Origin of the sequence: Brevibacterium sp. LE-L, assembly GCF_050214925.1 — a bacterium.
GTDB lineage: Bacteria > Actinomycetota > Actinomycetes > Actinomycetales > Brevibacteriaceae > Brevibacterium.
Window position 1 is genome coordinate 1,523,972 of the sequence record NZ_CP189759.1, and the last position, 12,646, is coordinate 1,536,617.

General features: G+C 61.6%; 14 protein-coding genes and 1 tRNA gene. 6 read left to right on the plus strand and 9 right to left on the minus strand.

All coding sequences use genetic code 11. From position 1 onward, the window contains the following. Positions 1-180 precede the first annotated feature (180 nt). Positions 181-253 (plus strand) — tRNA-His (locus ACQE2J_RS06840). 262 nt (positions 254-515) lie between these two features. On the opposite strand, the gene ACQE2J_RS06845 is transcribed toward ACQE2J_RS06840, so the two are convergent. From ACQE2J_RS06845 to ACQE2J_RS06860, 4 genes are all read right to left on the minus strand, one after another. Beyond that, on the minus strand, positions 516-1,013 hold the full coding sequence (locus tag ACQE2J_RS06845) for a DUF3263 domain-containing protein (protein WP_426937344.1): 498 nt from the start codon (positions 1,011-1,013) through the stop codon (positions 516-518). Positions 1,014-1,069: 56 nt separating this feature from the next. Beyond that, positions 1,070-1,546 (minus strand): hypothetical protein, encoded by a 477-nt coding sequence (locus ACQE2J_RS06850; RefSeq protein ID WP_426937345.1) that lies wholly within the window; start codon positions 1,544-1,546, stop codon positions 1,070-1,072. Between the two features lie 124 nt (positions 1,547-1,670). Then, the gene (locus tag ACQE2J_RS06855) at positions 1,671-2,015 is read right to left on the minus strand and encodes a helix-turn-helix domain-containing protein (protein ID WP_426937346.1); all 345 of its coding nucleotides are present in this window, start codon (positions 2,013-2,015) and stop codon (positions 1,671-1,673) included. Positions 2,016-2,285: 270 nt separating this feature from the next. Further along, entirely contained in the window at positions 2,286-3,680 is a 1,395-nt protein-coding gene (locus ACQE2J_RS06860; protein WP_135807966.1) for an IS1380 family transposase, read from the minus strand. Between the two features lie 188 nt (positions 3,681-3,868). On the opposite strand from ACQE2J_RS06860, the gene ACQE2J_RS06865 reads away from it, so the two are divergent. The 3 genes from ACQE2J_RS06865 (at position 3,869) to ACQE2J_RS06875 (ending at position 5,231) form a co-directional block, all read left to right on the plus strand. After that, positions 3,869-4,585 carry a RelA/SpoT domain-containing protein gene (locus tag ACQE2J_RS06865; RefSeq protein WP_426937347.1) on the plus strand — a complete coding sequence of 239 codons (717 nt, stop codon included), beginning with the start codon at positions 3,869-3,871 and terminating at the stop codon, positions 4,583-4,585. After that, positions 4,586-4,858, plus strand: coding sequence for a hypothetical protein (locus tag ACQE2J_RS06870; RefSeq protein WP_426937348.1), 273 nt, complete (start codon positions 4,586-4,588; stop codon positions 4,856-4,858). Between the two features lie 73 nt (positions 4,859-4,931). After that, a complete protein-coding gene (locus ACQE2J_RS06875; protein ID WP_426937349.1) occupies positions 4,932-5,231 on the plus strand; it encodes a hypothetical protein in 300 nt (99 codons plus the stop codon). A gap of 78 nt (positions 5,232-5,309) precedes the next feature. Here the strand turns inward: ACQE2J_RS06875 and ACQE2J_RS06880 are convergent, their stop codons facing one another. The 4 genes from ACQE2J_RS06880 to istA all read right to left on the minus strand — a co-directional run bounded on the left by ACQE2J_RS06880 (position 5,310) and on the right by istA (position 9,265). After that, positions 5,310-6,512, minus strand: coding sequence for an IS110 family transposase (locus tag ACQE2J_RS06880; protein WP_426936256.1), 1,203 nt, complete (start codon positions 6,510-6,512; stop codon positions 5,310-5,312). 316 nt (positions 6,513-6,828) lie between these two features. Then, positions 6,829-7,047 (minus strand): hypothetical protein, encoded by a 219-nt coding sequence (locus ACQE2J_RS06885; RefSeq protein ID WP_135542787.1) that lies wholly within the window; start codon positions 7,045-7,047, stop codon positions 6,829-6,831. A gap of 32 nt (positions 7,048-7,079) precedes the next feature. Then, complete coding sequence (gene istB / locus ACQE2J_RS06890; protein ID WP_135542789.1) at positions 7,080-7,808, minus strand: IS21-like element helper ATPase IstB; 729 nt, start codon at positions 7,806-7,808, stop codon at positions 7,080-7,082. Beyond that, a complete protein-coding gene (istA, locus tag ACQE2J_RS06895; protein WP_135542790.1) occupies positions 7,805-9,265 on the minus strand; it encodes an IS21 family transposase in 1,461 nt (486 codons plus the stop codon). The genes istB and istA overlap by 4 nt, the downstream gene beginning before the upstream one ends. A gap of 591 nt (positions 9,266-9,856) precedes the next feature. On the opposite strand from istA, the gene ACQE2J_RS06900 reads away from it, so the two are divergent. Both ACQE2J_RS06900 and ACQE2J_RS06905 read left to right on the plus strand, forming a co-directional pair. Beyond that, positions 9,857-10,735 carry a ribokinase gene (locus tag ACQE2J_RS06900; protein WP_426937350.1) on the plus strand — a complete coding sequence of 293 codons (879 nt, stop codon included), beginning with the start codon at positions 9,857-9,859 and terminating at the stop codon, positions 10,733-10,735. Positions 10,736-10,819: 84 nt separating this feature from the next. Next, complete coding sequence (locus tag ACQE2J_RS06905) at positions 10,820-11,743, plus strand: dihydrodipicolinate synthase family protein (protein ID WP_425118856.1); 924 nt, start codon at positions 10,820-10,822, stop codon at positions 11,741-11,743. 27 nt (positions 11,744-11,770) lie between these two features. Here ACQE2J_RS06905 and ACQE2J_RS06910 read toward each other — a convergent pair whose 3' ends face one another. Further along, positions 11,771-12,592, minus strand: coding sequence for a siderophore-interacting protein (locus ACQE2J_RS06910; protein ID WP_425118855.1), 822 nt, complete (start codon positions 12,590-12,592; stop codon positions 11,771-11,773). Positions 12,593-12,646: the final 54 nt, after the last annotated feature.

Genomic DNA, 12,646 nt, shown 5'->3' on the forward strand with positions numbered 1-12,646 from the left:
TAATGAATGTCGAGGACTGCTCCTACCAGTTTTCTGAAACCGTTATACAACGCTACTGAATCGTTGCATGTGAGGAGATCTGCGTCTCATTGTCCGCAATGGGCGGCCCGAGTTTGCCCGCGTCGAGTGGGTGAGGTTAAGATATATCTTGCTGTCTGCACCAGTGGTGCAACGCATGTGGTGGGTATAGCTCAGCTGGTAGAGCGCCGCGTTGTGGTCGCGGATGTCGCGGGTTCAAGTCCCGTTACTCACCCCGATAAATAGGCCCCACGATCCGCTAGAAATAGCCGATCGTGGGGCTTTTCTTATGCCGCAGAATCGTTCTTGCCCATGTTTTGCCCAAGTTTCAAATCACGAGCCCGGTTCAACGCCTCAGCGACGACAGTCAGATCCTCGTCCCGTCGAGGTTGGATGTTTCGATGGTGTTGAGGAAGATCTGCGATTCCCGTTTCGTTTTGAACCCGCGCCGGTCGGGCGGCTTGCAGTCCGGTTTGGTGTACCGGACCCGGTACCGTTTACCATTCTTCGTCTCGTAGCGTTCGATCGTCGCCATATCTGAGTCTCCGTAGTCGGTTGGCGAGCACCGGTTCCATCCATGCGGTTTCAGGGTCGTCAATGATTGCAGTGAGGATTTGGAAGTACGACGTGGAGGACATGTTGAACCGTAAGTGGTCCTCGAGCACTTCGGGGGTCACCCAGAGTTCGTCGGCCGCCTCGAGGGCGTTGTGCGCCCACTTGATCACGTCAACGAGGGCATCCCAGGCGATGAGCTTCTGAGCTGTCAGCCGGCGGGCCGTTTGCTCTTCTCTCGGGTCACTGCAGTTCGTCTGCCCGAGGTCAATGTGTGCTTGCTCGTGCTGGACCGCGCAGCGCCTCTCGCCCTGCAGTAGATCCCGGTCGAGCCAGATGGCGTTGTTGCTGTTGGTGGCGGCTGCTTGAGCGTCTTTGAACCGGGTGAAGTGCAGGATAACGCCGTTCCCGCGATCACGTAGTTCTCTCCATGGATGGTGCAATGTACGAGACCATATGGGGAGGGATGACACGACGAACGTGATTACAGGTATGGGCCCTAGGCGTCGAGCTCGGGAACAATCACCTCTTCGAGTGCCCGCAGCACCGAGGAGACTGAGGTGGCGCACTCGTCGCTTCCTACCTCGACACAGTTAGCCCGAACGTCAAGATCTTCGGTGGTTGCGAGGTGTTCGCCGCCGTGGATCATTCGCTGGACGAGTTCGTCAAGCTCAGCCGGTGCCTCTCCGAGTTCCCCGAATCGGTTCTTGATCTCGATGACCTCGAATCTGCCTTCACCTGCAGAGTCCACACATCTCTGCGCAAGCACGTCTGAATCGCCCAGGAGCATGGTGAGCAAGCAGCCCGAACTCTCGTCAACGACGTCTCGTATTGGTTTGTCGTGGCGGGCGATCACGGACGCGAATTGCCCGATAGTCGCGGGCGGCTCTTCGTTGGCATGTGGCGTTGGCTCGGCGCACCCGGTCACGGCTAGTAGTGCCGTGGTGATCGCGGCCGTGGCTGCAAGCCGTTTCATTCCCAGTCCTCCGGATCTTGTGATTCGTCCTCGACGTCGTCTTGGTCCTCGCGGAGCTTTCGCCCCCGTTCTCGGTCTCCCGTGTAGCGGTCTCGTCGGCCGGCAGTGGGGGTCATTCGTCGTTCTACGACAACCCTCTCGTCAGAGTCTCGTGAACTGATTCAAGTTCCCCAATCGCGTCCAGCATCGCGGACTTCAAGGAACGGGTGTGCTCGCCGGCTATCTGAAGGATCTGGTCGAGCTCATGCGTGTTACGGAACGCATCAACACCAAGCGAGTCGACGAGCTTCATGAACTCCTGGAAGCTGAGTTCACGGTCGCATGACTCGATCCGCGACACCTTCCCTTGATTCCACCGATCCGCCTGCCCACGGTTTAGTCGGTCAGCGAGCTCGCCTTGGTTGAGGTCGAGTCCCATCCGCGCCTTGCGTACGGCTTGCCCGATCGACACGTAGCCACTGCCTGTCATGTGGTCCTCCTGGGCCGCCGAGAGTCGGTCCTTCAAGAAATAGCACACACCGCGGCCCCGGCCCACCTCACGGTGCGGTCGGGGCCATTTTTCGCTCTTTAACCTTGATCCACCGATTCGGTTGATTCTTGGCCGTTCGTTCGGGTTCGAGTGCGAACATGACGTGAGGGCAGGAAGTAGTGTCCCGGTCTCTCACCGGTCTCTTCCACAAATGTTTCCCAAGGTCTCCTCCAGACCCTGCGGCCTCGTGCTCGAGCAGGAGCGGATCGGTCAGGATAATACTGTCCTTGGTGGGCTCAACGCTGCTTGCCAGAGTCGTGCGAAGTCCGTCGCCCACGGCCACTTCGTGGGCAGGTGCAGGATCAGCTTCCTGGCCCGGTGAGCAATCCGGGCCGGGATGCTGATGATGCGTGTGCGCAACGTCTGGGCGCGTACTTTGCTCATCCTGCCACCGATGAGTCCGGCCGCAGCCCGCATCAGGTTGTGCGTGATCGCTGCGATCGCGACCCAGGCGGCGTTGGCGTTGAACACTCCGGAGGGCATATGCGCCAGCGCCCCGTTCTTCAACTCCGCATTGATCTGCTCGATGATCGCGTGCTTGCGGTGCATCTGGTCAGCAGCGACAGTGTCGAAACGATCCCGGTCGATGGTGGTGAAGAACGCGTGGTACCGGTACAAGTCGAACAAGGGGTCCTGTCCGGCAGTGCGTTTGGTCTCGTTGAGCTCCGGGATGCGGCGGACGACCAAGCGTCCGGGGGCGTGCAGGGACTTCTTCTTCGAGGTGAATGCGGTGAACGGGACCTCGGCGACTTCAGCCTTGCTGATCCAGGCCCTGGAGTCTTCGTCGTAGATTGCTTCAGGGTATTCGATGCCAGTCCATGCGTCGTCGCTGATCGTTCCGATCGCTGCTTTGACCTTCTTATCCATACGCACGGTGATCGACACATGAGCCCCGGCATCGTGGGCGGCTTTGGCCACTTTTGAGGAGTAGTACGCCGAATCAGCCCTGACCAGGACCGGGAGGTCGGAGTTGATTCGGGCCGTGGTGGCCAAAGCGTCGGAGACGAACTTGTCAGCACCCCGGGCTGACGAGGTCGAGCCTTTGCGCAGACGCTGGCCGACGATGATCTGGCTGGAGTCGCGGGTCGAGGCTGTGGCCAACAGCGTGTTGAGTCCACGACTGCCTTGGTAGCCGAACCCGGCTCCCTGCTTCGACGCGGAGTGAACATCGATGACGGTGTCGTCGACATCGACGAAGATCATCGAAGTCTGTGCCGACTCCTGGTTGGTGGGCAGCAGTGGTGTGTGTTCGTTGAGGTTGGTCAGGAAGCGGGAGGAGATCGCGTCGAGTTGCCGAACGTGGCCGAAGGCGAACGAACGCAGAAACGAACCCAGCGTCGAAGGGGCGTAGACACGGTCGAACAGGTGTGTCATGCCGCCGTGGCGGAGAAGGTTCATGTCATCGATCGAGTCAGCCCCGGCGGCAATTCCGCCGACGAGGGTGGCGAGTTTCGCGGCTGGGTTCGCGCCTTTATCAGCGCCGGTGGTCGACACGGTCAACCTGTCGTCGGCGAGGTCTGGCAGGCCGGCTTTCTGGGCGAGGCCCATGATCGGGACCAGCCCGGTGGTCGCGGTGAGGTTCTCATCATCGAAGGAATGAGACACAGCCGTGGGCGTGTGATTGAATAGCACCTGAGAGGTGCCCCTTTCTTGGCCGGGAATGTTGACTTAGAACATCACCATTTTCCCAGCTCAGGAGGGGCATTTCCATTCCACGAACGGCTTGATCCGGCTACTTACATCGGTGGATCAAGGTTTAAGCAAGTTTGATAGCTCTCGCATATGATGAGCCCATGGAGAAGGCACGCGAGATCTCTAAGTCTCGAGCGAGGAAGATCGGCAAGATCCTGCGCCGATCCCCTGAGACGATGGAGGAAGTCGATGCCTATATGGATGCGGTCGAGGATCTTGACGCCTATCGGGCGACGTTCCAGAGTCCACTAGTCAGAATCAATAATGGCATTCGGCATTACGCCCGGAAGTCCGGCGTCGAAGCACGAGTGACCCAGCGATTGAAACGACTGCCGACGATCGTCGACAAGTTGAGTCGCGTCTCTGGTCTCGATCTTTCTCGCATGCAAGACATCGGTGGATGCCGCGCCGTCACCGAGACGATTGACGAGCTGGAGCAGCTGCGAAACTCTTTGGAGCGAGCATGGGGATCGGATATCGTCCGCAGATCCGACTATATTGCCGAGCCCCGAGAATCGGGGTATCGGGCGGTTCACCTGGTGGTCGAACGCGACGGCAAGCCAGTCGAAATTCAATTACGCTCAGCATTGATGCACTCCTGGGCTGAGTTTATCGAAGGATTATCTGGTGCGTTGGGGGAGAACTACAAGCAAGACGGGTCAAGTGTTGTGCAAGATCTAGGTAAATCTCTGTCTGTCCGGTACCGTTGTGACGAGGAGGGCATACCGGAGCCAGAGAGTTTGCGCGCTACGATCAGCCAGCAACTCGCAGATGTTAACTCTGCGCTCAAGGCCCACCGCTCAAGGAGGGACACCTAAATGCCTAACGATTCAAGCTCAATTAACCACTTCTTGCTCGTGTTCGATCACTCAAAGGATCGGCTAATTGAGGTGGAAGATTATGGCCACGATTCCGAGCTAGCGATGGCCGAGTATGCGGCACGAGAAAAGAAGTTCAGGGACTCACACGCCATCGATATTGTGCTAGTTGGGTCGGACTCTATTGAGACAGTCAAGGTCACTCACGGTACCTACTTCAACGAAAAGAAGGACGAGCGAACCGCAGAAGACTTTCTTCGCGCTGTGCTTTGACTGAATCACCCTGGCCCCACCGCTACGGCGGTGGGGCCGTTTCTGTGTCTGCACCTCGGCGCATAATGTTCACATGACCGAGGATCACGGCACTGCGACGTGGAAGTATTGGCAGAAGGTCCGCAACGATGCCGGTGCCCGTGGTTCGTATCAGGACCGTCCGCCGCTGCCTGTGCGTGCTCGTGTCGCGTGGGAGCGCGACGGCACCGAATGGGTAGACGGCACTGCGACTCGCCTCGGGTTCGATGGTGCGATCTTCGTCGAGCTCCACGACCGTCGTTGCCAAGCTATCGGTGTGTGGTTGCGGCCGGACGATGTGTGGGGGGTGCCCCTATGGTTTTCGTCAAGGGGTGACCAAGATTTCTTCGAATAGTCTTGCCGGCTGATGCTGGGCAGGACTGATTGGTCCGGGACGCAGTCTCGGACTGGACGTGGGTGCTTCGGAACCTGTCTACGCGGCAGTGGCCTCCATCGGTACGTGGAAATAGGAACCGTCACGCAGCATCGCGAACAATACGTTGCAGCGTCGACGAGCCAACGCGATCAGAGCCTGGTTATGCTTCTTGCCCTGGGCACGTTTCCGGTCGTAGTACGTCCTCGACAACGGGTCTTTCAACGCTGCGAATGCCGAGAGGAATAGTGCCCGTTTGAGGACTTTGTTGCCACGGCGGGACGAATGATCACCACGGATCGACGTCCCCGATCGCCACGTCACCGGTGCCAAACCGGCGTAAGAGGCCAAGTGCCCGGCAGTGGCGAAGTCCTTGCCCACGACCTCGGTCAGGATCCTCGCCGCTGTCCTGACGCCGACTGCCGGCATCGATGTCAGGAGCTCGAAAAGAGGATGCGATTCCACCAACTCCTCGATCCGTGCAAAGACCTCGTCCCGCGACGACCTCGTCTGAGCCAAAGCTGTGGCCAGTTGCGGGAGAACGATCCCTGCCGCATCGGTGCCCGCGACCACCACAGTCTGCTCGTCCAAGGCGGCGAAGATCGCTGTCGCCCAGCGTTTCCACGCTCGTGGAGCGTGTTTGGCCAGCAGCGTCTCGACCCGGTGCTTGCCGGCCCGACGTAGAGCCTTCGGTGTCGGGTACTTCACCAGCAGCGCCGTCATTGCAGGATGGTCCAGGTGGGCACCGATGACGGCTTCTAGTCCGGGGTGTATCTGGGTGAGTAGGCCCCGGATCCTGTTCGACGTGGCCGTGGCTTGTTTGGCGAGGTCATCGTCGTAGCCACACAGCATCGACAGTTCCGCGACGTTTTCATCGCTGACCCGAATCCCGCGCAGGGTATGTGGCATGGTGCGGGCGGCTTCAGCGATGATCGCGGCATCCCGGGCATCGGTCTTTGCCTCTCCTGGGTGCAGGTCCGCGATGCGGCGCATCGCCAACCCGGGGAGGTAGGCCACGGTGACGCCGGCTGCTTGTGCGACGGCGACGGGTAGGGCTCCGATCGTGGCGGGCTGATCGACGACGAGCAGGAGTGTCCCGTGGGTGCGGAGCTTGTCGATGAGTGCTCGGAGTTTTGCTTCGTTCTGGGGCAGGGCCTTCGACAGTAGTTGGGTGCCGTCCCTGGCCAGCGCCACGGCGTGGTGGTCGTGTTTGCCGACATCGATGCCGATGAATACGTCAATGGTGTCGTGGTTGGTGATCATGTCACTCATCTTCTTCGACTGGTGTGACTGCGGTTGTGAGTGGTTCGGCTGGCCGGTGGTGCTGGGTGGCTCCGGGGTTCGGCATCCACGTTACGGTCGGGCTCGAGGCATGTGTTCTGCCAGTGGTTCTGGCCCCTATCAGCGATTTCCCTGGTGCTGTGTTTTGTCAACTTTTTTCCGGCCAAAAGAGCGCCGAAAATCCAGCCAGGCGAGCATGGTTTCCAGCCGTGTGAGCTCCGCGTCCGATACGGGGAACGTGCCTACCCGTGCAGGGCTGCGGATGGGAATCTGTCCGCAGCCCTGACCTTCGTGGTTACTACCAGCCTTGATGGTCCGCAATCTGGTCTTTCAGCGTTTCGATCTCCGCCAGCAGGCGCTGGTAGTGAGTTCCGTGGTGATCGGGGCCGAACAGGAATTGGGCGGCTGATGAGATCGCGATCTGGCCGTCGAGACTGCTTCGGCGCAGGATGGTTTCAGCTGCGTAGAGGACGGTTTCGCATCGTTGGAAGAGCTCGTCGGTGCTGACAGAGTTCATGGTTGGTGTCCTTTCGGTGTCTGGTGGTGGGGTCATCTCATGAGTGCGTTCTTGACGCGGTAGGACTGGCCGGTGAAGTGGAGGAGTCTGCCGTGGTGGACGATGCGATCGATGATTGCTGCGGCCATGTTGTCGTCGCCGAACACGGTTCCCCACCGGGCGAACTCGAGGTTCGTGGTCAGGATGAGGCTGCGTTTCTCGTAGGCGTCGGCGATGACCTGGAAGAGGAGCCTGGCGCCTTCGGTATCGATGGGCAGATATCCGAACTCGTCGATGATGAGCAGTTTGTTCTTACCCAGCAGGGCCAGTTCCTTATCGAGTCGTCCTTGATCGGCTGCTCGGCGTAGATGTGTGACGAGGCTGGCGGTGGTGAAGAATCTGGCGGGTATTCCCCGGTGACAGGCGTGAGCGGCTAAAGCGATCGCCAGATGCGTTTTCCCGCATCCGACGTCGCCGTAGAAGACGAGGTCGGAACCAGTGGTCAGGAACTCGAGGTCGGTCAGTCGAGTGCGGCCGTAGTCGGTGGGGAACTTGATGTTTGTCCAGTCATACCCGTCGAGGGTTTTCAGGGTGGGCAGTTTCGCGGCTTTGAGTAGCCGGGTGCGGCGCTGATGGGCTCGGGAGGCGTGTTCGGCGGTGAAGAGGTCGTGGAGGAGTTGTCGTTGTTTCGGAGTTGCTTTGGCGGCGGCTTCGGCGACGACGGTATGGCTGATGCCGGTGTGTCGTCCCGCGTCGATGACGTCTGTGGTCGTGATGGTCATGCTGGTTGTTCCTGCCGAGTAGTGGTGAAACGGTCATAGAGGCTTAAATCGACGTTCGATGCTGGTGGTTCGCTGCCTTGACACAGGCGTCTGGCCAGCATCGGCAGTCCTGGGCCGGTGGGGTCATCGCCGAGTCGGATGAGCCTGTCAGCAGCCTCGACGGCGGTGTTCCAAGACGTGGCTTGGGCACTGGCATCGAGACGGCCGAAGAACTCGGAACGAGCCCGACTATCGGCAGCATCGGCCCAGTCACGGACAGGGTCGGACACCTGGGCACGGACTGGTGAGTTCGACCAGGCTCCGGGTTTGGTCATCAACGCGGCCAGAAGCGTATCGGGAGTGAACACGGTCGGCCCCGGCTGGCCCCAGGCGCGGTCGAAGCCGATGACAGGTTGAGATCGTTCGTTGAGGATGCTGATGGCATCGTGACGGATCGCGACGGTGAGCAGCCTGTTGTGGTAGTCGGGGCCGGCGAGGTAGGAATGACCATCGATGACGATGGTGCCGGTCTTATCGGCCTTACGCGATTCGTAGCGGACCGGGTCGAAGGCGATCCCGGGCAACGCGAGTCCCGCGGCGATGTCGTGGGCGAACAGGTCCTGGATCTTCTGGCCCTTCTTCCAGTGATCCTCGGAGCCGAGTCCGTCGCAGTAGGCCAGAAGGTCCGTGTTGAAACCGGCCAGGGAGACCGCGGTGGGTTCGGGGACCATGAAGTTGCGGCGGATGAATCCGACAGCGTTTTCGACGTTGCCTTTCTCATGCCCCGAATAGGGGCTGCAGTAGCGGGCGGTAGTCCGATAGTGGGCTTTGAACGCGGCGAAGAGTCTGGCTTCGGTGATAATCGTGCCACAGCGTCTGCCAGCACCGGTGGCGTTATCGAGGATGAGTTCGACGGGCACGGTATTGATGTGGTGAAAGATCGTGGCCAGGCCCTGGCCGATGCATTCGCTGGTTTCTCCGCGGAAGGCCTGAGCGAAACGCATATTCGAAAACGGGAACGTAATGACCAGCAGGTGGAGGACTTCACGGATGCCGTCGACGATCGCTTCGGCCTGACCGAAATCGACTTGCGCGTGTCCGGGTGCCCATTCGAGTTCGAAGAAGCCCTGACTGCGGGCCCGGTGCATGGTCTTGTAGTCCTTGATGAAGCGCTGCACGGGTGAGTAGGAGCCTTGATAGTCGTGTTCGGCGACGAGTCTGTCGTAGACCCGTTTGGATGTGTGGCGCTGTTTACGGGGACGGCGGGCATCGTCGGTCAGCCACTGTTCGATGATGTGGGTCAGTCCTGCCAGGACGGCAGCACCGGCCTGACGGGTCGGGGCTGGTGGTTGCGGAGAGAAGTCGTCTTGGTTGAGGTATTTCGCGACGGTTTCACGATCGATGCCCAGATCGGTGGCGATCTGGCGTCCGGATCTTCCTTCGGCGTCGAGGCGCCTGATATTTTCGATGGTAGTCATGGGTGTGGTCATGGTCTTTCTGGTTCCCTTCTGACACCCCGGTTCGATCCTGCTGCAACGGGATCGGGGTGTTCGTTTGGGAACCTAATCGATGAGAGTGGCCACGCCCATGACTTTGTGTTTTCTGGGAGTGGCGCACAGAAGCAGAGACGGGCTGTTATGGCTGGAATCCAGCCGCTGTACTGGCTGGATTCTGGAGCTGAACCGGCCTACTTAAAGTTGATCACACACAGGTGCCTTCGAACCTCGGTGACAACACCCCCCGGATCATGACGACTGGGGGCATGAATCATGCCGAGGTCCTCAGGCCAGCGACCCCTTCTATCCTGACGGATGTTGAGGCTACTTAAAAGGTAACGGGGGGACGGGGAAATTGGTGCCCAGTTTTTGCCCATATCCTGCCGTTCTTGGGCGGGAATATAGGGTCGATGCTGGAGTCCAAAAGTCCCTAGAACCCGCCGAACCGCCCCCTAACCAGCACCTAAGAACGGGTTCAAGTCCCGTTACTCACCCCGATCGGGAAGCCCCGTGAGCCTTGGGAGATCAAGGATCACGGGGCTTCTTCCGTTCCCGCAGTTCATAATGGTGGACATGACCATCGACTGCTCCCTGACGATCGTCGGCAGCATCAACGCCGATATCACCGCCACCACCTCCCGACTGCCCGCCGCCGGAGAGACCATCGGCGGCGGCCGCCTGAGCCGTTCGCCCGGAGGCAAGGGCGCGAACCAGGCCGCTGCGGCGGCACGCCTCGGTGCGCGCACCCGAATGATCGGCGCGGTCGGTGCCGACGCCGAAGGTCAGGCGATGCTGCAGGCACTGCGCACTGCCGGGGTCGACGTGTCCGATATCGCCGAGGTGGACGCAGAGACCGGGACCGCGCTCATCATCGTCGACGCCGCCGGTGAGAACCAGATCGCCGTGTGTGAGGGCGCGAATGCCCTGGTCGGCCTCGACGGCGTGGAATTCGCGAAGAATGAGGCCGTGCTCACGCAGCTCGAGATCTCCATGGACCTCATCACCGAACTCGCCGACCGTGTGCCCGGCTTCCTCGCCGTCAACGCCGCACCCGCCCAGCCCCTGCCCGCCGAGGTGGTCGACCGTGCCGATCTCCTCATCGTCAACGAAACCGAATACTCCCTCCTGCCGCAGCTGCAGGAGGCGAAGCTCGTGGCCGTGACCTATGGTGCTCGAGGTTCGGCACTGGTGGCGCGTGGCACGCAGATCGCGTTCGCCGAGGCGGCCCCGGCGATCCCCGTGAGTACCGTGGGAGCCGGGGACGCCTTCTGCGCGGCCCTGACCATCGGGCTGCGGTCCGGGCTCGGTCCCGAGGCGGCGCTGCAGGCGGCGAACGCCGTCGGTTCCGCGGCCGTCGAGGACATCTCAGCACAGCCGGAGTTCGATCGCTTCGAGACGTACCTGCCGGGCCGCGAGCGACCTGGCAGACTGGAATCGGACGAACCCGAGTGACCGTCACGGCCACAGGGACCGCGCCGGCGCAGACCCGCGCACTCCCGACCGCCCTTGAACCATCCCACCCCTCGAGGAGGACCAATGACGAGGACACCCGCCTACGACCCGTCTGTATTCAACGGACTGAGCGCCTTCCCGCTCACCCCGATGCGCGGCGAAGAACTGGATGAGGAGGCCTTCATCGGACTCGTCGAAAGGCTCGTCCTCGCCGGTGTCGACTCGATCACCGCGCTCGGGTCGACAGGGTCGTATGCCTACCTCGACGGGCAGGAGCGCGCCCGAGTCGCGCAGCTGACGGTCGAATCCGCTCTCGACATCCCCGTCCTCGTCGGCGTCGGGGCGCTGCGGACGAGAGACGTGCTGGCCAATGTCGCCTCCGCCGAGGCGGCCGGGGCACAGGGACTTCTCCTCGCTCCCGTGAGCTATCAGCCCCTGACCGACGACGAGGTCTTCGAACTCTTCGGCACCGTTGCGTCCTCCACCGACCTGCCGATCGTCGTCTACGACAATCCGGGCACCACGCACTTCACCTTCTCCACCGAGCTGTACGCCCGCCTGGCCGCGCTCGACGGTGTGGCGTCGATCAAGATCCCGGGGCTCGCACTCTCACCGTCGGGTTGGGACGAGCGCATCGGTGAGATCCGCGCGGCCGTCGGCAATGAGGTGTCGATCGGCATCTCCGGCGACGCGTTCGGCGCCGAGGGGCTCAACGCCGGCTGCGATGCCTGGTACACAGCTGTCGGCGGCACCCTGCCGGAGCCGATGCTCGAGATCACCCGCGCGGCCGAACTCGGCAACGCCGATATCGCGCGTGAGCTCTCCGCCGAACTCCAGCCGCTGTGGGACCTCTTCACCGAGTTCGGCGGCAGCCTGCGAGTGAGCGCAGCCATCGCCGAGCACCTCGGTCTTGTGGGTGCGAACAGTCTGCCTCTGCCGATCCAGGACCTCGACGCGGATGCGAAACTCAAGGTCGCCGAGGTGGCCGACCGCCTCGATCTCGCCTGAGCTCGGTCCGGTCGCGGCCGGGGCGACTCAGTCGATCTTGCCGATGGGTTCGCGCTTCTCGGCCTGGAACTGGTCTTCGGCGCGGCCGCTGGCCCAGTATGCCGAGATCGACAGTGCCTCCCTCGGCACCTCGCGTTCCTTGAGGATCTTCCGGATCGCCTTGACCCTCTCGCGCTCGCCGTGGGCGAAGACCTGCGGGGTGCCCGGCAGCCAGTCGAGTTCCTGCACGCTGCTGATGAGCTCCTCGTACGATTCCACCCACTTCACGTCGATGCCGGCCGGTGCCTCGGGCAGCACACGGTCGGCCGCCTCGGCGACATAGGCGACGATGACACCGCGCGCATCGGCGGGCATCGCCTCGATCGCCGAACTCACTGCGGGAATCGCCGAGTGGTCGGCGATGATGAGGTGCCAGTCGGATTCGGCGGCGGGAGCGTACTTGCCTCCGGCGCCGACGAGGACGAGCGTGTCACCGGGAGCGGCGGCCTTCGCCCACGGACCGGCGATGCCGTCGGCATCGTGGATGACGAAGTCGATGCTCAGCCATTTCTCGTCCACATCGATCTCGCGGATCGTGTAGGTGCGGCGGCTCGGCAGCTTCTCCGGCGCCTGTTCGCGCAGCTCGGTGAGGTCGTAGGGCGGAACGAGACCGTGGGCGGGGTCGGCGAAGAGGAGCTTGACGTACTTGTCGGTCGCATCGTTCGAGGTGATGTTGTCGAAGGTGTCATCTCCGCCGAGGCGGACCCGCACCAGGTTCGGCGTGACCTCGGTGACGTCGAGGACGGTGAGGATCGCCTGCGGGCGGGCCGGTCGGGCAGTGCGTTCGGGTGTGGTCGGTGCGGTCGTCATCAACGGCCTTTCTCCAGCGATTCGGTTAGGCTCACCTTATCAAACACCCTTGTG